The 22,165-nt window shown below is 54.4% G+C and carries 15 protein-coding genes; 6 read left to right on the top strand and 9 right to left on the bottom strand.

All coding sequences use genetic code 11. The features are described from left to right. Positions 1-160: 160 nt before the first annotated feature. The 8 genes from ACQE32_RS11695 to bcsR all read right to left on the bottom strand — a co-directional run bounded on the left by ACQE32_RS11695 (position 161) and on the right by bcsR (position 14,323). Positions 161-1,447, bottom strand: a complete 1,287-nt coding sequence (locus tag ACQE32_RS11695; protein ID WP_426981370.1) for a dicarboxylate/amino acid:cation symporter — start codon at positions 1,445-1,447, stop codon at positions 161-163. 254 nt (positions 1,448-1,701) lie between these two features. After that, the gene (gene hmsP, locus ACQE32_RS11690) at positions 1,702-3,711 is read right to left on the bottom strand and encodes a biofilm formation regulator HmsP (protein WP_426973913.1); all 2,010 of its coding nucleotides are present in this window, start codon (positions 3,709-3,711) and stop codon (positions 1,702-1,704) included. A 130-nt stretch (positions 3,712-3,841) separates the two neighbouring features. After that, complete coding sequence (gene bcsC, locus ACQE32_RS11685; RefSeq protein ID WP_427021825.1) at positions 3,842-7,327, bottom strand: cellulose synthase complex outer membrane protein BcsC; 3,486 nt, start codon at positions 7,325-7,327, stop codon at positions 3,842-3,844. Continuing rightward, positions 7,309-8,400 carry a cellulose synthase complex periplasmic endoglucanase BcsZ gene (gene bcsZ, locus ACQE32_RS11680; RefSeq protein WP_426974075.1) on the bottom strand — a complete coding sequence of 364 codons (1,092 nt, stop codon included), beginning with the start codon at positions 8,398-8,400 and terminating at the stop codon, positions 7,309-7,311. The genes bcsC and bcsZ overlap by 19 nt, the downstream gene beginning before the upstream one ends. 23 nt (positions 8,401-8,423) lie before the next feature. Next, positions 8,424-10,778 (bottom strand): cellulose biosynthesis cyclic di-GMP-binding regulatory protein BcsB, encoded by a 2,355-nt coding sequence (bcsB, locus tag ACQE32_RS11675; protein WP_427021824.1) that lies wholly within the window; start codon positions 10,776-10,778, stop codon positions 8,424-8,426. Positions 10,779-10,797: 19 nt separating this feature from the next. Beyond that, positions 10,798-13,404 carry a UDP-forming cellulose synthase catalytic subunit gene (gene bcsA, locus ACQE32_RS11670; RefSeq protein ID WP_426973910.1) on the bottom strand — a complete coding sequence of 869 codons (2,607 nt, stop codon included), beginning with the start codon at positions 13,402-13,404 and terminating at the stop codon, positions 10,798-10,800. Beyond that, entirely contained in the window at positions 13,401-14,132 is a 732-nt protein-coding gene (bcsQ, locus tag ACQE32_RS11665; protein ID WP_427021823.1) for a cellulose biosynthesis protein BcsQ, read from the bottom strand. Before bcsQ ends, bcsA begins: the two co-directional genes overlap by 4 nt. Next, positions 14,120-14,323 (bottom strand): cellulose biosynthesis protein BcsR, encoded by a 204-nt coding sequence (gene bcsR, locus ACQE32_RS11660; protein WP_426973908.1) that lies wholly within the window; start codon positions 14,321-14,323, stop codon positions 14,120-14,122. The genes bcsQ and bcsR overlap by 13 nt, the downstream gene beginning before the upstream one ends. Before the next feature lie 173 nt (positions 14,324-14,496). Here bcsR and bcsE point away from each other — a divergent pair, with 173 nt between their 5' ends. From bcsE to bcsG, 3 genes are read left to right on the top strand one after another with little or no spacing between them, the layout of a single operon-like run. Beyond that, complete coding sequence (gene bcsE, locus ACQE32_RS11655; protein WP_427021822.1) at positions 14,497-16,047, top strand: cellulose biosynthesis protein BcsE; 1,551 nt, start codon at positions 14,497-14,499, stop codon at positions 16,045-16,047. After that, positions 16,044-16,232 carry a cellulose biosynthesis protein BcsF gene (gene bcsF, locus ACQE32_RS11650; RefSeq protein WP_426981380.1) on the top strand — a complete coding sequence of 63 codons (189 nt, stop codon included), beginning with the start codon at positions 16,044-16,046 and terminating at the stop codon, positions 16,230-16,232. The genes bcsE and bcsF overlap by 4 nt, the downstream gene beginning before the upstream one ends. Continuing rightward, entirely contained in the window at positions 16,232-17,893 is a 1,662-nt protein-coding gene (bcsG, locus tag ACQE32_RS11645; protein WP_427021821.1) for a cellulose biosynthesis protein BcsG, read from the top strand. Before bcsF ends, bcsG begins: the two co-directional genes overlap by 1 nt. A gap of 149 nt (positions 17,894-18,042) precedes the next feature. On the opposite strand, the gene ACQE32_RS11640 is transcribed toward bcsG, so the two are convergent. Continuing rightward, complete coding sequence (locus tag ACQE32_RS11640) at positions 18,043-19,086, bottom strand: methyl-accepting chemotaxis protein (protein WP_427021820.1); 1,044 nt, start codon at positions 19,084-19,086, stop codon at positions 18,043-18,045. Positions 19,087-19,537: 451 nt separating this feature from the next. On the opposite strand from ACQE32_RS11640, the gene ACQE32_RS11635 reads away from it, so the two are divergent. The 3 genes from ACQE32_RS11635 to ACQE32_RS11625 are packed head-to-tail and all read left to right on the top strand — an operon-like array spanning position 19,538 to position 22,049. After that, positions 19,538-20,059, top strand: coding sequence for a colicin-like bacteriocin tRNase domain-containing protein (locus ACQE32_RS11635; RefSeq protein WP_427021819.1), 522 nt, complete (start codon positions 19,538-19,540; stop codon positions 20,057-20,059). After that, positions 20,050-21,780: an S-type pyocin domain-containing protein gene (locus ACQE32_RS11630; RefSeq protein WP_427021893.1), complete on the top strand. Its 1,731-nt coding sequence runs from the start codon at positions 20,050-20,052 to the stop codon at positions 21,778-21,780. The genes ACQE32_RS11635 and ACQE32_RS11630 overlap by 10 nt, the downstream gene beginning before the upstream one ends. After that, positions 21,777-22,049, top strand: a complete 273-nt coding sequence (locus ACQE32_RS11625; protein WP_426973901.1) for a hypothetical protein — start codon at positions 21,777-21,779, stop codon at positions 22,047-22,049. Before ACQE32_RS11630 ends, ACQE32_RS11625 begins: the two co-directional genes overlap by 4 nt. Positions 22,050-22,165 lie beyond the last annotated feature (116 nt).

Raw genomic sequence — 22,165 nt, 5'->3', positions numbered from 1 at the left:
TATTTATAGATTTAGCGCGTTTGTAGCACCGCAGGCGTTCATAAGCTGTACAACTCATGACGCCATATGCGGCGGTTACCCAATAAAAAAGGACGCGGCCTGATTGCCAGGCGGCGTCCTCATGCACGTTAGCGCAGGGCGATGCGCTTTATATCAGGCGTTAGACCGACGTTTCCGGCAGTTTTTTCGCCTTTTTCGCTGATGACAGCTGATCGTGCAGCTGCTTTTCATCCAGCTGATCGACCCATTTCGCCACTACGATTGTCGCCACCCCGTTACCGACCAGGTTGGTTAACGCCCGTGCTTCGGACATAAAACGGTCGATGCCCAGAATCAGCGCCAGTCCGGCGACCGGCAAATGGCCTACCGCAGAGAGCGTTGCGGCCAGCACGATAAAGCCGCTGCCGGTAACGCCCGCCGCGCCTTTCGAGGAGAGCAAAAGTACGACCAGCAGCGTGATCTGATGGAAAATATCCATATGACTGTTGGTGGCCTGGGCGATAAATACTGCGGCCATCGTCAGATAGATTGAGGTGCCGTCAAGGTTAAATGAATAGCCGGTAGGAATAACCAGCCCGACCACTGATTTTTTACAGCCCAGCTTTTCCATCTTATCCAGCATGCGCGGCAATGCGGACTCAGAGGAGGAGGTGCCAAGCACAATCAGCAGTTCTTCTTTGATATAGGCGATAAATTTAAAGATATTAAAACCGGTAACGCGGGCGATAGTGCCCAGCACCAGCACCACAAACAGAAAGCAGGTAAGGTAGAAGCAGATAATCAGCTGACCCAGCTGCACCAGCGATCCAACGCCATATTTACCGATGGTAAAGGCCATGGCACCGAAAGCGCCAATCGGAGCAAGGCGCATAATCATATTGATGATGCCAAAGATGACTTTCGAGAAGCTCTCAATCACGTTAAAAATCAGCGTGCCTTTATCGCCCAGGCGATGCAGCGCAAAGCCAAACAGAATAGCGAACAGCAGAACCTGCAGGATATTGCCGCTGGCAAAAGCGCCAATGACGCTGCCGGGGATCACATCCAGCAAGAAGGCCACAATGCCCTGCTGCTCTGCCTGCTGGGCATAAACCGCCACTGCTTTGGCATCCAGCGTAGCGGGATCGACATTCATACCGGCACCCGGCTGGATCACATTTACCACTACCAGGCCGATGATCAGCGCAATCGTGCTGACCACTTCAAAATAGAGCAGCGCCACCGCGCCGGTGCGGCCAACCGCTTTCATGCTTTCCATACCGGCAATACCGGTGACGACCGTACAGAAAATCACCGGCGCGATAATCATTTTGATCAATTTGACGAAAGCATCACCCAGTGGTTTCATCTGGGCACCCAGTTCCGGGTAAAAATGCCCAAGCAGGATACCGACGGCAATCGCGGTTAATACCTGGAAATACAGGCTCTTAAACAGAGAAGTTTTCATAAAAGCGTATCCGTTGACGGCGTGGGGACGAGGCGTTAGCTGTTTTTATCATCAATACATAGCGCGAAAAAATAACACCGCATTAACAAGATTGATATGTTCTGTCACCACCCGAACGGGCCATAATCAAAATTTATGAACTGAAACGCTTCAGTTAAAAGATCTATAACCAGATATTCAGAATTAAATGCTGGGGTTTTGCAGGCCTCGCTATACCCTTCACGCGTTATGAGCGGGAGCGCGGCCCTTTACCACTAGTTTTGAGGAGAGAGTGTTGCCAGCCATTTCTCGAAATCTTTCAGCGACAGCGGCCCGTCAAACAGATAGCCCTGCCCAATAGTAATGCCGCGCGCCAGCAGCCAGTCGCGTTGCGAAGCCGTTTCAACGCCTTCCGCCACCACATCCAGCGCGGTGATTTCCGAGATAGCCGCCACAATCCTGACCATCGTATCGTCATTGGGCAGCGCCGACACAAAACTGCGATCCATTTTTAGCTTGCTGATTGGCAGCGAGCGGAACTGATGCAGATAGCTCAGATTCGCATAGCCGGTGCCGAAATCATCCAGCGCTACCGCCACGCCCACCTCCTGCAGCGCGCCAAGCAGGCTTTTTGCCTGAGCGGTATCGCCAATCTGCGCGGTTTCGGTTAACTCCAGCACCAGACTGCCGTGTTGAATACGGTGGCGCTCTAACAGCTCCTGCAGATGCCAGACAGTGCCCGGTTCGCGTAGCTGCATAGCGGAAATATTTACGCTCAGCGGCAGCTGAATACCACGCTTCTGCCAGGCTGCCAGTACCCGGCACGCCTCTTCCAGCGCCCAGCGCCCAAGCGCGCCGATAACGCCAATTTCCTCAGCATTGGTGATCAGCTCTTCCGGCAGGCTATAGCTGCCGTCTGGCTGGCGCATGCGCAGCAACGCCTCTGCGCCGACCAGCTCCCCGCTGGCCATATTAATCTGCGGCTGTAAAAACAGTGCAAACTGCTCCTGCTCCAGCCCCTGCAAAATATCGTGTTCCTGCGTCAGCCGCCGCTGCGCCCGCTCGGTGAGCAACGGATCGAAAAACAGAATCTGATTTTTGCCCTGGTGACGGGCAGACATCATGGCGGAAACCGCGCGCCCCAACAGTTCTGGCGCGTTCATATTGCTGGCGTCGCGCTGAGCAATACCAATGCTGAGCGTCGGGCGTAGCTGCACCTCATGCAGGCTGACCGGCTGATGCAGACGATTCATCAGATTACGTGCCAGACGGTAGGCACGAAACGGGTTGTTCGCCTTTTTTACCAGCAGCGCAAAATCGCTGACGCCAAGCTGACCCAGCACGGTTCGCTCTTCAATAACGCCGCGAATTTTTTCCAGCAGCGTCAAAGTTAGCGTATCGCGCTGCTCTTCCGTCAGCACGCCGTTGGCTTCCAGCAGCGTCTCTATGCGCACCACCATTACGGTAAACGGCCCGCTGTAGACGGCGGCTTTTAAGTGCTGCTCCAGCAGCGCCAGAAACAGCGTGCGGTTGGGAAGGTCGGTTAAAACATAATGCGTGGTCAGGCGGCTCATCTCATCATGCACCGACTCCAGCACCTGCAGGTTACGGTTATAGCTGCGAATTAGCATGCCGATTTCATCGTCATGGTGCAGCTTTGGCAGCGGCAGTTTATGAGTCAGGATATCCTGCGGCGGCAAATCCTGCAGCGCATGAGCAATATCGCGCAGCGGATGGATCACTATCCGGTTAATACACCAGCTGATCGCAATGGAGAGGATCAGCGCCAGCAGCAGATAAGTGGTCAGCATTGTGGCCATGGTGCTGAGGATAAACTGGTACACGCGCCATGAATCGGCCTGCAGCACCAGATAGGCCAGTGGCTTCGGCGAGGCGGCGCTCTCCACCGAATACAGCGGTACGGTGATCTGTACCGGCAGTTCAAACAGCCGGGCAATCAGGCGCGGCACCGCTTTTTCATTCTCAAAATCAGTATGCAACGCCTGAAAAGCATTAGGCAGCACCACTTCGGCGCGTGAAAGAATACCGGCGGGTTTTAAAGATTGCAGGATGCGTTCAGCCTGCGGGATATTGGCACGCAGCACCGCTTCGGACAGCGGCTGACGCACCGTATGCGCGATGTTTTCCATCTGCTGGGCGTAGTCTGTCCTGCGCTGCTGCACAAAATGAAAAAGTTGAATAACGATAAAAATACAGATAGTCACTACCGCAACGCCAGATACCGTTGCCATCTGCTTGATCGTAAGTGACCGACTAACGCGCAAAGCTATTCTCCAGGCCCCGGGAAGCGGGCAATAACGATAAAAGCAACCAGGAGTATATCTCATGGTTGCTGTTTTTTAAGCAATGATGGTGACGGCAGGAAACCGTTTTAGGGTTTTTCCAGGCAGGACGCTACTTGAAGTCAGCGTAAGGAGCTAAAGGCTGCGGCGGCAGGTCGAGGTCGCCTTCCCAACCGCTCAGCGAATAGCGAGCGTAAATCAGACCGTGGCTGGGCGTATAATCTTTCGCCTGCTGAATATCCACTGCCACGCCCAGCGTCCAGTGCGCCGTCAGACGTCGCTCTACCGCCGCACGCAGCGTATAGCCGAAGCCGCTGCCGGAACTTCCTGCGACGGTTTCATTCGCCGTCGTTTCAAAACCAGGATAAACCGGATAGCGCTGCTGCGAATGGGTTTTTGAACGCGACCAGGAAACCGAGCCGCCAACCTCAAATGACCAGTTCTCAGTGCGCTGCCGCCAGTTTAACGGCACCGCCAGGGAAAAATATTGTTGCGGGCTGTAATAGCCTCCCTGCCCAAAAGCATAATCGCTAAGATCCTTTTGGTAATGCCACAGCATGCTGTTCAGGCCAATGGTGGCGCGCCGGTTATCCTCGTTTATCAACTTATAATAGTAGCCTGCCATCAAACGCTCGCGACTGTTATCGGCAACATTTTTACCGGTGATTTGATGCGCACTAAGATCGGCCCAAACGCCATGCGATCCACCGCGATCGTAGCTCAGGCCGACTGCGCCGCCAGTCGCCACCACGCCGCCCCAACTTTTTCCGCCCTGCGGGCTGGGATCGCGCGCGCCGGCATAGGCCAGCAGCGAGCTGGAAATCGGTCGCCGCGAGGCGGTAAAAGTCAGGCCCACATCCTTAACATCGGTGTTCCAGCTGACGCCGCCCACCCAGTTCACAACTTCAAAGCCCATCGGCGACGTGCCGATATCCGCCGACCAGCGATCGTTTTGCCAGCCTGCGCCTACGGCCACCCCTTCCGCACGCTGTTTCAGATTGCCGCTACAGCCTGCGGTGCCGTTATCGGCACAGGTGCCGAACACTTCGGTATGTTGGCCGTTTTCAGTGGAAAACGTGCCTGCCGAAACGTCAACGCGATCGACGCGCACAAAGCTTTTTCCAGCGGCCAGCGGCGTCTCCAGCTGCAACATAGTGGTATGCGCGGTGAGATCGGAAATCCCGCCGGTGCCTTTATTACGCGAATAGTCCTGCTCCAGCTTCAGCGTGGTATCCTGGCGCTGGTAAAGCTCGGCGGCATCGCTGCGAATACCGCGCTTCAGCCAGTCATCGCTCGGGTTATTACGCATTAACCGGGTAAAAGCGAGGTTATCTTTCGGCAGCGTCGGCGTAATGCCACTGGCCACCATCGCCTGCTGATAATCCCGTAAAGCCCGTTCAGGCTGCTGCTCCAGCCGCGCCGCATCGCGAAACACCAGCGCGCTGCCTTGCGAAGGCGCTTCCTGCTGCGCGCGCGGTTTCAACTGCTGATATAGCTGACGCGCACGCGCGGCATCGTCCACGCTTTGCCAGGCATTCGCCAGCCGTCGTCCGACATTAAGGCTCGCCTCCGCCGCTCCGACAGGCATCGCGTTCAGCGCGCTACGCGCCTCGGCCTTGCGATTCAGCGCCACCAGCGCTTCTATCTGCCCCAGCGCGGCGTCCTGACTGGTTTTATCCTGCGCCAGCACCTGTTGGTAACCTGCCAGCGCCTGCTGCGGATAGCCTTCCGCCAACGCCCAGTCAGCCAGCGTAATATCGCGCCGTGGCGAGGCGGGCAGTTCATTAAGCAGCGCGACCGCCGCGCTATTATTGCCCGCTGCCCGCTGCGCCTCAGCCTGCGCATAAACTTTATTCTGCTGCAGGCGTTCTGCCAGTTCGCGCATATTCTGATCCCAACGCGCCTGCGGCAGGCTGTTAAGCTGGATCAGCGCTTCGTCATCCCGATCGCTGCCGGAGAGATAAAGGCTGTGGGCATAAACTTGCGTGGGATCGGCTGGCAGACGCTGCGCCATGGTGGTCATCAGGCTATCAGCGCGCTGCGGCTCGCCGGTATTAACCAGCGCGTTGGCCAGCCGATAGTTGAGCCAGACATCGTCCGGCGCGTTTTGCTGCGCCGCGCGATATTTTTCCGTCGCCTGTGCCCAGTTGCCCTGCTGGGCCAGCGTATCCGCCTCGGCGCGCAGCATATCGCTACGCAGGCTGTTCAGCGTGCTGCCAAGCGCCCGCTGCTGTTCGCTGCTTAGCCCATTGATAAAGGCGATCGCTTTTTGCGGCGACTGCTGCTGATAAATTGCTGCCAGCCGCCGCACCGCCGTACTGTTGGTGCGATCCATTTTCCATGCCTGATGGAACAGCCGCTCCGCCTCCGCACTGTTTTTACGTGCCAGCGCCACATCGCCTAAACCGACCAGCGCATAGCTATCGCTATTATCCAGCGTGCGCGCCTGCTGATACTGGCGCTCGGCTCCGGCAATATCGCCTTGCGCCAGCGCCTTATCACCGTTTTCGATCGTCAGCCAGTAGCGGTTGGTTTGCAGCAAACTCTGCCACATGCCCACGCTGGTACTTTGCTGACCTGCCTTCAACGCCTGCTCAAAATAGCGGGCAGCGGCGGCGCGATTATTGGCACGCGCCTGCGCCTGCCCCATTGCGCCCAACAGCTCGGCGTCGTTTGGGTTTAGCTTCAGCGCCGCCTGCAGGGCCGGTATCGCCTCTGCGCCTGCGCCTTTATCCACCAGCGCCAGCCCGCGCGAACGCAGCTGGAAGGCGGGATCAGCCAACATTTTTTGCCGACGCGCCAGCTCCTGTTCGCCGTTTTCACGCGCCTCGCCGCTGGTAAAGGTTGCCAGATATTGTTGCAACTGCGCCACGCTCTCTGCGGTGACCGGCTGCGCCTGAATATTGCTCAGCCACAGTTCGGCAGCCTGATCGCGTCCGGCCGGATTCGCCGCCAGCGTTTTCAGCTTTTCGGTCGCCTGGGTGGAGTTATTATTCTGGTACTGTAGCCGCGCCAGCTGCATACGCACGCCGACGTTGCCCGGATAGCGCTGATCCAGCGCCTGCAGATTAGCCAGCGCCACCGACTGCTGGCCGTCGATACGGGAGACCAGGCTCCAGTACTCCAGCGCCAGGTTCACGTCGGGGAAGGTGCCGTTAAACAGCGTATCCCAGGCCGCCCGCGCCTCCGCTAAACGACCGGAAGTTGCCAGCAAACGCGCCTGCTGCAGCTGCTGACGCCCCTCGGCGTTAATCAGCAGCATGCCGGACTGCGCTTCTTTTGTTGCCCGTGCGTCGGGCGCAATCTGCTTTAACTGCGCCATATACTGCTGCGCTTTACCCTGATCGCCCTGACGTAACGCCAGCCGCAGATGGGCGGCAATCACTTCCGGGTTATCAGGATCGATTTTATCCAGGCGATAAAGCGCCTGCGACACCAACTCATATTTGTTGGTCGCTTCCCCGGTGCGCACCTGTTCCAGCAGCCATTCAACCGGCGACACTTCGCGCGCCGCTTCGACCGCCCAGGCAGGCAAACTGTTGATGCCGAGCATGCCCGGCAGTAAAAGGCTCAGGCAGCTTAATCTGACGTTGCGCATTGCGGATCCCACGCCGGTAGCAGGTCACCCTGCAGGTTGAAACGGTAGCGTTTATCACTCCAGCCACTGCCAAACAGGTTAAGAACGCCACTGTAGTAGGCGTCGCTGCCGGGTGGACTTTGCTCCAGGCGCTGTTGCTGTGCTGTTAGCGCACTTGAGCCTTCCAGGAACGGTAGCAGCGCCGCCGAAAAGCCCACGTTGCCATGATTCGCTGGCTCACCGGTCAGCACATTCACGCGCTCCGGCGGCGCGCCTGATGCTTCCGTCAGGCGTGCCATCGGCGCAAAATGCGCCAGCAGCGGCGCTTTGCGCGGATCCTTATCGCTCAGCATGCCGGCCCACAGATAGACCCGGATAGCGTCATAGCTGCCGATCGGCCCTTTTGTTTTATCAGGACGCCAGCCGCTGCCGCTCTGCCAGACATACCAGTCCGGCGCAAAGCCTTTCGGGGCGGTCTGCTGCAACAGACGCAGCGCGTTGCGGTTGATCTCCGGCCAGGGGCCTTTTAACGCGCTAAGACGTGTTAACAGCTGCAGCGGCAGATAGCTGGGATTAATCATCCAGCTATCCGACTGGATAAAACCTGCTTTGCCCGGCATCAGCATCAGGCCAAAGCCTTTCAGAGTGGCGACTTCCTCTTTCGCAACCCGGTTTAACAACAGCGTGCCGGTGACCTGATAGCTGCGGCTGTGCCATAACTGGCTTGCCTGCAACAGCGTCCAGCCGATCCACACATCGGCGTCGGAAGCGGGATTCTCATCCAGCACCTGCCATTTACCGCTTTTACTCTCCTGCCCCCACAGCCAGGCAGGTAAACGCTGCGTTAGATCGCCCGCCGCCAGGTTGTTTTCCGTCCAGCGCAGCAGCAGATCGAACGTTGGCCGATCGTTGGCCACCAGCGCGAAAAACAGCGCGTAGCTCTGTCCTTCAGAGGTGGTGATATTTTTCCCCTCCCAGGGATCGATCACCCGTCCCTGATCGCTGATGTAGTGGTGTTTAAACTGCTCCCACTCAGGCCAGGTGGCGCATTCCGCACTGGCGCGCCCTGCGGCCAGTAACATCAGCGCCAGCATTGTGTAACGCAGTATTAGCGCAATCACTCATCATCCTCATTACCCAGTCGACGACGCGTCACCAGCCGCATCAGCCGCCAAACCATCAGGGCCACCAACAGTACGACAACCACCGCAAACAGCCCCATCAGCAGCGGATGGGACGCCAGCGCGTGCCAGAGACGTTCCCACCACGGCAGATGCCCGACAAAGTAACTGTCGCCTACGCGCAGGCTGTTAATGCCAGATTCGCGGATAATGGCGGCGGAGCCGTAGATCGCGGCGCGTTTACCGCTATCAAGCAGGGCGTTATTTAACAGCTGGTAAGCGCGTGGGCTGTCCGCCAGCAGCGCCACGACGCTGCGCTGATCGTGGAAGGGAGACTGGAAGCCAATGATCGCCGCCATCGGTCCGTCGGAAACAATGGTGGTGCGGCTGGCGGCGGTGCGATCGCCTGCCGGCGTATCAACATTATCCAGTACCGCCTGGCGCATCGGCTTATTCACCCAGCTTTTTGCCCGCTCGACCAGCAGATTTATGCGGCTATCTTCGCGTAAATCATCAGGTACTGTGCCAATCAGCAAGATATCTGCATCCGTTGATTTGGCTTTTGACCAGTCGTCGCTGATCTGCACGTTTAGCGCCGGAAAACCGGTTTGCGCGCCGATATTGCCTACGGCATTCAGCAGAGCGCTTACCTGTTCAGCCTGCGGCTGGGCGTTCACCAGAACCAGCGTCTGCGATAAATCGGCCATGCGGCTGAACGGGAAACCAGCGTTGGCGAAAGCACGCAGCGAAGGCATCGCGATATAGTGACGATAGCCGGAGAGATCGATAGTGGAATTACCATCCACTACCACATGATTCGTTACCGGCGACACCGTCTCACAGCGTCCATCGCTGCTGCCGCCGATCACGGTGGCAGCGTAATCGAAATCGAAACGCAGCTGGTTAATCACTCCCAGACGCAGCGCCGGAATAGTGAGCGAAGTGCCGTTATCCTGTAATCCCTGAATCAGCGGAATATGCAGCAGCTGTTTGCCGCTATCGTCTTTTACCTGCAGCGGGTAATCCTGCATAAACTGGTTATTCAGGTTAACCGCCAGCCGCGAGCCGTCGTTTTGCAACGGCGAGGTATAACGGTAGGCCAGATCCATTTTGATACCGCGCGCACGCACCAGAAACAGGTCCGGCGGCAGGTTTAGCGTCAGGCTAATCGGAGAGGGCTGAATGCCGTCTGCCTGCAGCTGGTTTTCATACTGTTGCAGCTCAGAGAACCGGGTGGCGCGATCGGTACGCACCCAGTTTGGCGCATCATAAGGCTGGCGAGCCGTCAGCTGTTTCACCTGTTCAACGGTAGCGGACTGACCGCGCAGCAGCACATCGCCCTGGGCGATACCTTTTACCGCCGTGAGCAGATCCTCATTGTTGCGCCCCAGAACCAGCAGCATCTTCTGATAGGGGTTGTCGGGCTGACTGATGATTTCCACGGTGGGTTTATCAACTGCCGGATAATCCTTCAGGAAGTCGGGCCGGTGCGCGTTGGTGGCGAAAACCACCGCATGCTGCTGTTGCGGCAGCTGATTATAGAGCACCGGAAATGACTGGCCGCGCCACTGCGCCCGTACCCCAAACCATGAGGCGAGCAGCGCCGCCGCGTGTTGCTCATCAGAATTCGGCGCGCTGGCAAATATCATTGGCAGCTGCAACGGACGATTATCACGGCTATCGAAAAAAGGTTCCGGGAAGTCAGAAAGGTCGTTTTTCAGCGGCAGTTTTTGCAGCGTTAAATCGAGCCGACTCTCTTTACCAATATCGAGCCAGATGGCGCTGTTGGCAGGATTTTCACAGATGTTAGTGTAATGCCCGACCAGCTCGAAGCGCACACGGTTAAAATCGCTGATGAAGCGTGGATCGATGTTAACTGTCGTCTGGCTCTCTTTACCCAGCTGTTCCGGCGTGATGGTTACCAGCCCCACCAGCTCATCATTCAGGTAAATCTTGAAATGCGATAAGGTTGGCAGCAGCGCCGGTGAAGGGCGCCAGGTCAGATGCAGCACCGCCTGCGTTACCAATTCATCGCTGCGTACGCCAAACTCGATTTGTCCATCCGTACGGATGCCCCGTAGCGCCAAACTGCCCGGCGGCGGCGCAACGTTAGTGAACTTTAACTCACTGTTACGCACCGGCGCACCGGCAACTGACGGCGTAACAACCGTGGCCACGGGCTGAGCGTCAGCGGGTTGCGCATCGGCAGGCTGAATCTGAGCGGGCGCAGCAGCTTCCTCTACCTGAGCAATACCCATCGCCTGCTGCGCAGGATGGGGTTCAGGGGCAGCATGGGCTAGCGGGAGCAGCCCCATCAGCATTGCGGTAAACCAGCTTATTTTTCTCGTCATTGTCGCATCATCAGTTGAGTCATTGTTTCACACCGGCAACGCCTGCCGTTGCGCTTCCTACGCCTTTGGGAAAAAACGACGCCAGCCAGGAAAGGAAGGCAGTCAGCATTAAGAACAACTGGCGTAATCGCGCCGGCCCATACTCAGCCAGGCGGATATAGCCTTTAAAGCCCAAAATCATTATGTCGGTCAGGCTTTGAATCGGTTTATCTTCCGGGAAGCCGTCCTGCCACAGCGCCCAGGTATCAGCGCGGGCAAAGGTACACTGGATAAATTCAATATGTTCCGCCGTGGAAAGGTTAGTCAGACGGATACCGGCCCGGCGGCCAAATACGCGCTGCACCTTTGCCGGGAAGCTGAACTCCTGCTGACCACGTCGCAGCAGCAGAGAGATCTCTTCGCCATCTTTCAGCGCATCCGTTTCGCGCAGTTCGACGCCTACGCCGCCGTCCGAATAGTCGCGCAGCGTACAGGGCAGCATATGACCATCCTGACGGGCAATCGCAGCGGGCATCGCCATCTCCACGCGATGCGCCTCACGAATCTGACGCGCTTCGACCGAAACAGCCACCGCCCCGCCAAGAATAATCATGTTGTAGAACACCCACAGCAGGCTAACCAGTACCGTCAATACCTCATTTTCCGGGCCGTAAGCGATACGCCAGACCGCCATGAAAACGCCTGCCAGATTAAGCAGCACCAGAGCCATATAAGGCTTGGTAATCACCCAGTCGAGATGCTGTTCTTCCACCAGGCCGCCCTTCGCCGTCACGTTAAATTTGCCCTTGTGCGGATTAAACAGCGCCACGGTGGTGGGCCGGGCAATGTACCAGGCCAGCACCGTTTCATAGACCTCACTCCAGAAAGAGTGACGGTAGCGGCCCTGAATGCGCGAGTTGGTCAGGCTGGTATGCAGCATATGCGGCAGCACATAAATGGCGATCGCTAATGCCGGGGCAAAAATGATATAGGCATGCGCCAGCAGGAAGGCGAGCGGCGCCAGCAAAAAAATCAGGCGCGGAATGCCCGACAGGAAGTGCAGCATGGCGTTGGCATAGCAAAGTCGCTGTACCAGCTTCAGGCCACGGCCCATGAGGGGGTTATCGAGACGGAAAATTTGCACCATGCCGCGTGCCCAGCGAATACGCTGACCGATATGCGCAGAAAGACTTTCCGTTGCCAGGCCAGCCGCCTGGGGGATGCGTATATAGGCGGAAGTATGGCCGCGACGATGTAAACGCAGCGAGGTGTGCGCATCTTCCGTCACGGTTTCTACCGCGATGCCGCCGATCTCATCCAGCGCGCTGCGGCGCAATACCGCACAGGAGCCGCAAAAGAAAGTGGCGTCCCAGGTATCGTTGCCATCCTGTACCAGACCATAAAACAGCGTGCCCTCGTTCGGCGTGCGACGAAAACGGCCCAGGTTGCGCTCAAAAGGATCGGGAGAGAAAAAGTGATGCGGCGTTTGCAGCATCGCCAGCTTTTTATCTTTGATAAACCAGCCCAGCGTCATTTGCAGGAAAGAGCGCGTCGGCACATGGTCACAGTCAAAAATAGTGACAAATTCGCTCTGACATTCGGTACGCAGCGCATTATTAATATTGCCCGCCTTGGCGTGCTCATGCGTCGGGCGCGCCACATAACGCACGCCAACGCTGGCCGCAAAATCGCGAAACTCCTGGCGGTTACCGTCATCAAGAATGTAGATATTGACCTTATCTTTCGGCCAGTCGATGCCCAGCGCGGCGTAAATTGTGGGTTTTACCACGCTCATCGGCTCGTTATAAGTGGGCACCAGCAGGTCAACTGTTGGCCACAGGCGCGGATCTTCCGGCAGCGAGACCGGCTGACGATGCAGCGGCCACAGCGTCTGGAAATAGCCCAGCACCAGCACCACCCAGGCGTAAGTTTCCGCGCCGATAAGCAGCAGACCGAACGTCAGGCTGAGCGGATCGTCCCAGTTCAGCGTGGAGGTATAACGCCACCAGAGATAGCGGCAGGAAACCGTCAGCGACAGCACGATCAGCATCATGGTCGCCAGCCGACCCGGCACACGGCGCACCACCATCGCCAGCCCCCACAGCATCGCCACAAAGATAAACTGTGTAAACAGATCAAGCGGCTGAGAGATACAGAGCAGCGCCAGCAGGGCAGCAGCAATGCTCGATAAAACAAAGACTAATTTGCGCAGCGCTGGCGGCAAGCGGCTGAGCCGCTGTTCCAGCCGATCGCCATGTTGAATACGCTGCGGCAGGCGATCAAGCCACTGATGAAAGCCCTGACGCCAGCTGAACAGGTGGCGAAACGCGTTAAACCTTTTGCGTTGACTAACAGCGCTGCCATCCTGCGGCAGGAAAAGCAACAACCACAGGCTCTGTGTAAAAAAGCGCACGATGTCCAGCGGGCGCGGGCGCTCCGGGGAAATATGCGGGTAGAGCGTGCGGCGCTGCGCAATAATCCGCTGCCAGCCAGCGCTTTCAAAACGCAGCAGCGACCAGCCCAGCACCAGCCAGAAGCAGTGAATGCTGGCCGCCAGCCTTGAGGTGCCAGCCTGAAGATAGCCGTTATAACGCGCGCTCAGTGCCTGCCAGGCTGGCGCCGCAATTAGCCAGCGTAACGGATTCATACGCTCTCCTCGCGGATATGCAGCATTAGCCAGCTCGCCAGCGTGGTGATCTCTTCGCTGGCCAGCGCCAGCGGCCGGTATTCTCCCAGCGGCTGTTTATTCAGCAGTGCTTCAAACAGCGCTTCATCACGATGGATCATCAGCGGAATCAGATTGCGCAGCGTGCTGATCCACAGCTGATGCAGATCCTGCTGAACTTTGCTGTTGGCGTTAAACTGGTTGAGCAGATAAAGCGGCTGCAGCTCATCAACGGGCTGATGCAGCCGCAAATGAACGTTGCCGTCGGCTACCAGCAGCTGAATCAGCTGTTTAGCCTGGGCATAAACCGGCTGCAGCCAGGGCTGCTCGCCGCCCGGCAAATCGAGTAAAACCCAGCGGTAATGGGTTTTTAACGCGGCAAGGTAAGGCAGCCATGCATGTACGAACGGCGCTGGATCGGTGTAAAAGCGCGTGCGTTCTGCGCAGGTTAGCTGGCCAAACGGGATAAAGTCAGGGCCGTTGGGGTAGCGTAACGCCACATGCTGTGGGTCTTCACCGTCCAGCATGGCGCGCATCCAGCCGCGAGTCTCGCTCTGCGGCGTATTAAAATGCTGGCGCAGCTGATTGCTGGGCGACCAGTCCATCACGATGGTCGGCTCGCCCAGCTGCTGTAACGCCCAGGCCAGAGCCGCCGTCACGGAAGTGGTGCCCGCGCCTCCCCGCACGCCCTGTAGCGCTAAGACCGGCATGCATTTTCCTTTTGTTGCGCGGATAGCTCATTTAATAATGGCCAGCGTGCAAGAATAGACGCCAGTCGTTCTTCACGCGCAATATCAACATAGCGAAATGCAGAAAAAGAAAAAGCTTCGCCAAGCTTACTAATGTCATCATTTAGCCTGAAATTGTCAGACATAACAGAAATTTCTTGCGGTTTTTTCATTTACCTTGCCATTTAGAAAGACATTGAATAGCGTTGAGTTTCCTTACCCACAGTAAGGATAAAGACATAAGCGTATGAGCTGGCACTTTATTATATTTGTTTAAATTATCCAGGCGAAATAAATCCCTGTCTATAATAAAATAGCTTCTGTTGAACCAATTTGCGAAACTTCTATGGCACTCTCTTTTACGCTCGGCATTGAGCAGGTTCAGAATGAATTAATAGAAATGCAGCCGCCGGGCTGCTACTGGCTTACCGTTAACCGGCCTGATGATGCCCGGTTGCTGGCGCGTCAGGTTATTGGCGCTCAGCAGGCGCTGACGCTAATTAGCGCTGGTGAAAAGCCGCAATCATTACTGGAACCCGCGCTGCCCAATGGGCCAGAGCGTATTCCTTTTTATTCTTTGCCGGAAAAACGTCGTGCGCTGTTAGATTTACCGGAAGATTTAGCCCGCACGCTTTCAGCGAAGCCGCGATTGATATTATTTTTCACTAATTTTTCTTTCATAGAAAAACTATCACCTGTGGAATTAATCGCATGGATAAAAAAAATCAACCGTACACTGGCCGCTCGGGATTGCTGCCTGTTAATTATTACTTCCGGCTCCGGTGTAAATAGTTTACGACAGACTTTACTGAGCACCTTTCGGCAATTAAACGGCCTGGCGCATCTGGAATATCAGCAGGACAGCTGGAATTACCGTGTTAGCTGGTGGTGTCACGATCAACGTTTGATGGCGGATCGGGCGCTACGCTTAACCGCACGTGACGCCGGCTTTGCGGCAATGCGTGAAAATGACCAGAATACGCCGTTGACGCTGAATGATGAAGCCATCTGTATTGCAGAACGCCAGGTTCTGGAGGGCGCGCCGCCCCTCTCCAGCCACTGGCAGCTGTTTGACAGTAACGATATGGTTGCCTCACGCGCCCAGCAGGCGGATTCCGCTACGGTGATTTTCTCGCTAAATCATAACGAGGAGATCCGCATACTCTCGCAGCATATCCACACTCTGCGGCGCATGCGCGGAGCCGGGCTGAAGATTATGGTGCGTGAAATGCAAACCAGCCTGCGTTACAGCGATGAGCGGCTGCTGCTGGCCTGCGGCGTTAACGCCATCGTGCCCTTTGGCGCACCGATGTCGCGCTTTTTGACCACGCTGGAAAGCCTTCAGGGACAGCGTTATAACCGCCATGTGCCTGCCAATCTTGATGCACTGTTGCAGTCGCTACAGCCGCTGCAGCAGCGCGGATTTCTATCGCTGGATACCTTTTGCCAGTCGGTTACGCAGCTGGTCAGCAATACGCTACTGCCGGAAAATGGCAAAGGGCTGCTGGTAGCATTGCGCCCGGTGCCTGAGTTAAGACCTGAGCAAGCGCTCACATTGTGTAAGCCGCGTCGTTATGGCGATCTGGTAACGGTACGCGGCGATCGACTCTATCTGTTTCTCTCCTCATGCCGCTATAACGATCTTGATACCGCGCTGAAGTTTATTTTCCGTCTGCCGCACGATGAGCTGTTTTCCAACCGTCTGGTCTGGTTTGAAGATTTACAGATCCTTTCGGAAGTCAGGCAGATGAAAACGCTGGTGCCGGAGGCGTGGAAAGATATGCCGCCAGCGACGAAGGTGGCGCTGCCGGAAGTAACGCCGCCGCAGCCGGTTGAACGTCAGACACCGCAGCCGGTGGTACTCAGCTTTAATAGATCGGGGGTTGTGCGCGAATGACACTTATTGATGGCGTGCAGATTTCAATTCTGCTGGTGCTGATCGCGCTGCTGCTGAGACCACTGTATACCCGTTGGCTTCCCGCCCGCTGGCGCAGCGTCACGCAGCGGCTGTTGTCGCCACGCTCATTAAAATATGAAGGTACCTGGCAACGTCGGCCTAACAAAACGGATAAAGATAAATAATGACTGAGAGTAAAAAGACGCCGTCTTCCACGGCTGCTTTCTGGCGTAGCTGGCGCGGGCTGGGCGGCTGGAATTTCTATTTTTTAATTAAGTTTGCGCTGCTGTGGTTCGGCTATCTTAATTTTCATGCCTTGACGAACCTGGTATTCCTCGCCTGGCTGTTGTTTCCCCTTCCCTCGCTGCGGCTGCACCGTCTGCGTAGCTGGATCTCATTACCGCTCGGCTTTGCGCTGTTCTGGCACGATACCTGGCTCCCCGGCCCGGAAAGCATTATCAGCCAGGGCGGGCAGCTGGCAAGCTTTTCCGGCGCTTATCTGCTTGACCTGGTGAATCGGTTTATTAACTGGCAGATGGTCGGTGCCGCCTTTGTGATGCTGGTGCTGTATCTGTTTATTTCTCAGTGGTTACGGATCACGGTGCTGGTGACGCTGCTGCTGATCTGGATAAACCTCATTAATCTTGCCGGCCCGGCTGTTTCACTGTTGCCAAATAAGGCGGCCACGCCGGATGTGGTGTTGAACAATAAAACACCAGCCAATAACGCCGCTGCGGATAAAAACGCGCTGGATGAATCCGCCCCGCCGACCAGCGCCAACCTGACCGCTTATCTGAACCGCTTTTATCAAACGGAGAAACAGCGCGTTACGCAATTCCCGGCGACGCTGTCGCCTGACTCGCAGCCGTTTGACATCCTGATTATTAATATCTGTTCGCTCGCCTGGTCAGATATTGATGCGGTTCAGCTGCGTGACCATCCGCTGTGGAAGCATTTTGATATTCTGTTCAGCAATTACAACTCGGCAACCGGCTACAGCGGCCCGGCCGGTATTCGACTGCTGCGCGCCAGCTGCGGTCAGACTTCCCATAGCGATCTTTATAAACCTGCGGATCGGCAGTGCTACCTGTTTGATAACCTGGCAAAGCTGGGCTTTAAAGAACAGTTAATGATGGACCATAGCGGCGTATTCGGTAATTACCTGAAGGAGCTGCGTGTGGATGGCGATCTTCAGGCACCGTTAATGTCGCAGGCCGGGATTGCGCCGGAACTGACCTCGTTTGACGGTTCGCCGGTTTATAACGATGCGCAGCTGATGCAGCGCTGGCTGGACGATCGTATTCAAAGCAGCGATGCACGCACCGCGACCTTTTACAACCTGATCCCGCTGCATGACGGGACGCGCGCGCTCGGCAGCACCGGCACCGCACCCTATAAGCCGCGTGCGCAGGTATTGTTCGATCAGCTGGATGCTTTCCTGACGAACCTGGAAAAATCGGGACGCCAGGTTCTGGTGATGGTGGTGCCGGAGCATGGGGCCGCCGTGGTAGGCGATAAGATGCAGATGTCCGGTCTGCGTGATATTCCCAGCCCAGGCATTACCCACGTTCCGGTAGGCATTCGTTTTGTCGGCATGAAGGCACCGCATCAGGGACAGGCGTTAACCGTAGATACCCCGACCAGCCTGCTGGCGATTTCTGAACTGATTTCACGCGTGGTTGACGGACAGGTATTTAATGCGGCGAATGTAAATATGTCGGTGCTGACGGAAAATCTGCCGCAGACGCCGGTTGTTTCAGAAAATGATAATGCGATTGTGATGATGTATCAGGGCAAGCCGTGGATACGCCTGAACGGCGGCGACTGGGTGCCCTATCCGCAATAAATCCCGGTTCTGGCGGGCGCGTTATATACCGGCGTCCGCCACGTTTTAACATCGGGAGATAAGAAGTCCGTATCGTTTCACTACGCTGACTGGATCGTTAACCGTCAGCGTACGCTAAATGATGCGGGCTTTTTTAATGGCCGTGAGACTCAGGCAATATCGCCCGGAGCAATTTGCTCGATCAGGCCATCGATAATCAGGATTACCTGCGAGCTGGCCTGCTCCATTTTTTCCAGAAAGTCGGCCATTGCTTTAACATCATTCTGGCAAAATGCGGTTAACGCTGCACGTCCACTGTTATGAACTTCAGCGTGAGGCCGTTCAAGCTGACGAAATTTCTCATTTCCGGCAAACAGCACAAGTCCTTCCCCTTCGTAATACCATTTGCCCAACCGGCATTCATGATGGGTGTTAACTTTGCCTCTCTTATCTTTATTGAACAGCAGGGAATAGACCTGTTGCTTCCAGACAATATGATCAAGTTTCACCGTATTCAGAAATTGTTGCCGGGAAATAAAGCGCATAACGGATTGCATACGCGTTGAACGTTTGATCACCTCTTCTAAGGCTTCGCAGGCTTCATTAACCTCTTGTCTAACAATTACGTGGGCCTTAATTACGGTTGTACAGTTATCAGCAACCTGATCGGCCGACTTTTTAATATCGTTAGTAATTTTTTCTATTTTGGCTGACTGGTTTTTTACCTCTTCCGCAAGGCATTTTACTTCCTTTGAAAGCACAGTAAAACCACGCCCCATGGTGCCCACCCGGGCAGCCTCTATCGCTGAATTGATCGCCAGCAGATCGGTTTGGTTAGCCAGACGGTTAATATCGCTTACGCATTCCCTGATATCCTCTACCGATGCCTGTAGCGCCCGACTGACCTCATTGCCATTTTCAGCATGCTTTTCAAACTCGCACATCTTATCCAACAGCGCATGAATAAAATTTCGTGCCTGTAGGTTCTTTTCATTAAGTTTTTCAATAATTTCCTCCTCTTTTTTCAGCTGATCGCTGGAGGTAAGCAACGAGTTGCGAATAACCTCAACGTTATTAATTCCTGACAGGAGGTTTTGACAAATAATGCTTTCATAAAGCGAATTATGATGTGTTGCTATTATTTCTTTCAGCACCACTTCATTTTCATCAGCTGGTTTCTTCCTTGATTTAAACAATCCAGCAGTAATTTCCATATTAACCCTTATTATTCATCTATTAATTTGTAGGCGTTACACCTTTTATACCCCGGCCATTTCCTTTTATGAAGTCTTAAGTTCGACCATAAGAACGTTCTTATCATTATGATATCTGGCCTGGTAAGTATAGTGTCTGCTTTGTATAAAAAGGTCATCAAAGCTAAAGAACTTAATTTGAGAGATTTCTTGTAAGAGTTAGCGAAATGCATATTAAAGAAGAAATATGTATCTCGCCAGATTAGCTAAGAGGTAACACATCAACGCCTTTTAACTTCATAAAGTTAAACTAAAAAAATTATTATCAATAACGATAATCCTGTTAATTAAATCTAACCCAACAGATGGAAATAAACACAATAAATTATTGAAAGGAATTCAATAAGTTTAGGACGGAATCACCTGTATATAAATACAGTGACATTTCACCCTGTTTTACAAGGAGTAGATGATGGGAAACAACAAAAATGACGGTTTGACTAAAGATAGTATTCCTACCGATGGCGTGATAGGCGGGAATACTATGATTGTCTGGCCGAAAACAAACAAGCCATCTCCTGAGGAGATTTTCAATCAGATTACCAGTACCGGCTTCGATCCGCTTACCGGTAATGGTTGGTTACCTGCTGTTGATGGCATGCAAATCGATGTTCCGCAACAAATGCGAAAGGAGACGCTGGCCTCCATTACTCAGGTTAAGCAGGGCTATGCCTCACCGCAGGGAGATAGCCTGATGAGCGCGGATTTTTGGGTATTTGAGCCAGCGTACGCCGAACCATCAATGTGGAATTCGGAAGTGCCGGTTATTACTATTGTGCCAGCCAGCGTGATGACGGATGCCTCCCTTCCTGCGGCGGGCTCTTCCCTGCCTAAAAGCGTAGGCGTTAATATGCGCATTCTGGATGAAGTACATGGCGGGAAACAGCACCTTGCCGCCGTCGGGACAAAAAAAGCTTATTTCATATACCGCTAATCCCGGTAAGAGCCACAAAGTATGGCGGTTCGACGGCTTTTTTCTGCGGCATGATGCCTGGGGAATTTAACTTTCTGGAGTTCTACCTCAGCTTTCCGGCCAAAGGAGTAAAAGAGCAGAAACTCCCCTGGAAAACATCAGTCAAGAGTGGAAAATTGCGCCCAGCCGGGGCGACGGTTGGTAGTAATACACATGATTTTATTGCCTGTTTTCCACCGGGCAGTAAGCAGGCACCCCTGTATATTGCTATGACTTGCGTAATTACAGCAGAAAAAGTGCGACAGCGTCAGGCTGCTGAAAACCAGGCGGCGACAGCCAAAGGCACCACTGAAGCAAAAGCCAGGGCGGAAGCTAAAGCGAAAGCTGCCGCTGAAGCAAAAGCCAGAGCACAGGCGGAAGCTAAAGCGAAAGCTGCCGCTGAAGCAAAAGCCAGAGCGCAGGCGGAAGCCAAAGCGAAAACGGCCGCTGAAGCAATGGCCAAAATAGAAGCGGCAATGCCTGCTTCTAATGCCCTTATTCTGGGCGGCCTGCCAGGTACCATAGAATTTACTATTGCGGGCTACGGCACATGGATTGGTTCCTCCGCCACGGCAACCACCATAGCTAAAGAAATCACTATCGGGGGCAGTTACTACATTAATCAGCTTTTCAAAGCGCCTCAGTTAGTTAAAAGCCTGCAAAGCGCGTGGCTTCAGGGTGCCGCAGCGTTGCTTAGTTCATCCAGCCTAAGTGCAGCCGTTATTATTGCAGGGCTCTGGCCAGCAAATGCTGGCAAAGGTAGCGACAAAGTTCCTCTGGCACTTTCGCTGCCGTTAGACGCCTTAACAGGGACAAACCCTCCTCTCCAGCCAGGCGTTAATAGTGTGGAGCTACCGGTGCGCGCCTCGCTGGCAGAGGAACATTACCATCCTGTGCTGAAATTACTAAAAACAGGGGATGGCGGTCTGTCAAAAACGGTACCGGTGCTTAAAGTTGAACGCGATGAAAAAACAGGGCTGGATCGCATTATCGTTCCCGCCGGAAAGGGCTCCCCGTCACGCACGATATTAATTAATCCCGTTCCGGTAAATACGCCATCACCCTCACATACCGGTGATATACATGGAAACTCACTTTTTGATTTCCCTCGCCATCTATCCGGTGAAATTCAGCCGATACCCTATGCTCAGGTGATCACGACGCCAATAGCGGATATTGTAGAACCTCAGGATTTTATCTACTGGCGCCCCGATGCCAGCGGTACAGGCGTAGAGCCTGTATATGTAGTGCTTAGCAATCCTTATGGTGAAACGAATGCTAAAGGTAAACATAGCGGACGCGAGTTTCATACTGAAAAGGCAGGCGGCCCGATTAAAGATCTGGATTGGCGTACTGCCGTCATTGATCGTGAAGGAATAGAAGAAGTAAAGCTGCATACAGGGCGGTTTGCTGAATCTGCTGCAAATAAAGTAATGATTGAACGACTGGAGAAAATCCTGAAGGGTGAGCTGCAGGCTACAGATATCGATAAACGCTTTTATACCCATGAGATTAGGGAGCTTGAGCGATATCGTAACTTAGGGATTAAAGATGAAGCAATACCCAGCAATCAGGCAGAAGTCTGGAACAATACTCATACAGCTACCTTAGAAGACTACAAAATTAATGAGAGGCATGAGCCTTTATATACGCCTGAGGCCGTTAAAGCTTCAGAGGAGCAAGCCTGGAGGGAAGGACTATGATTGATTTTAAAACGATGATTGAAAAAGAGAGCGTTAGCGATGTGGTATCTTTCTTTGCCAGTTCAACAAAAGGGATCGGATATCCTCAATTAGATAATTTTTTTGTACGTTACCGGTTTGATGTCGTAGGTAATGGCGAGCTGTTGAAAACATTTGAAAGACTACATAAAGCAGGCATTGTGGAGTGGGGAGATAAGATGCTTATCAAAAAAGGCCCCAACTGGAAACAGCCTGACTTCGTTAAACAGAAGAAATATGGTATCGAATAATCGATAATCTTGCTGCCTTAACTAAAAAAGCCCGCCAATCGTCTATTGCCAGGCTTAAAGATGAATGTAGACTTCAGGCCACGTCATAAAGCTGCGGCGGAACGGATACAAGCTTG

Source organism: Pantoea sp. FN0302, assembly GCF_050113775.1.
GTDB lineage: Bacteria > Pseudomonadota > Gammaproteobacteria > Enterobacterales > Enterobacteriaceae > Mixta > Mixta alhagi.
Note: the sequence above shows the minus strand (reverse complement) of the source record. Positions and strands in the feature narration are given on the sequence as shown.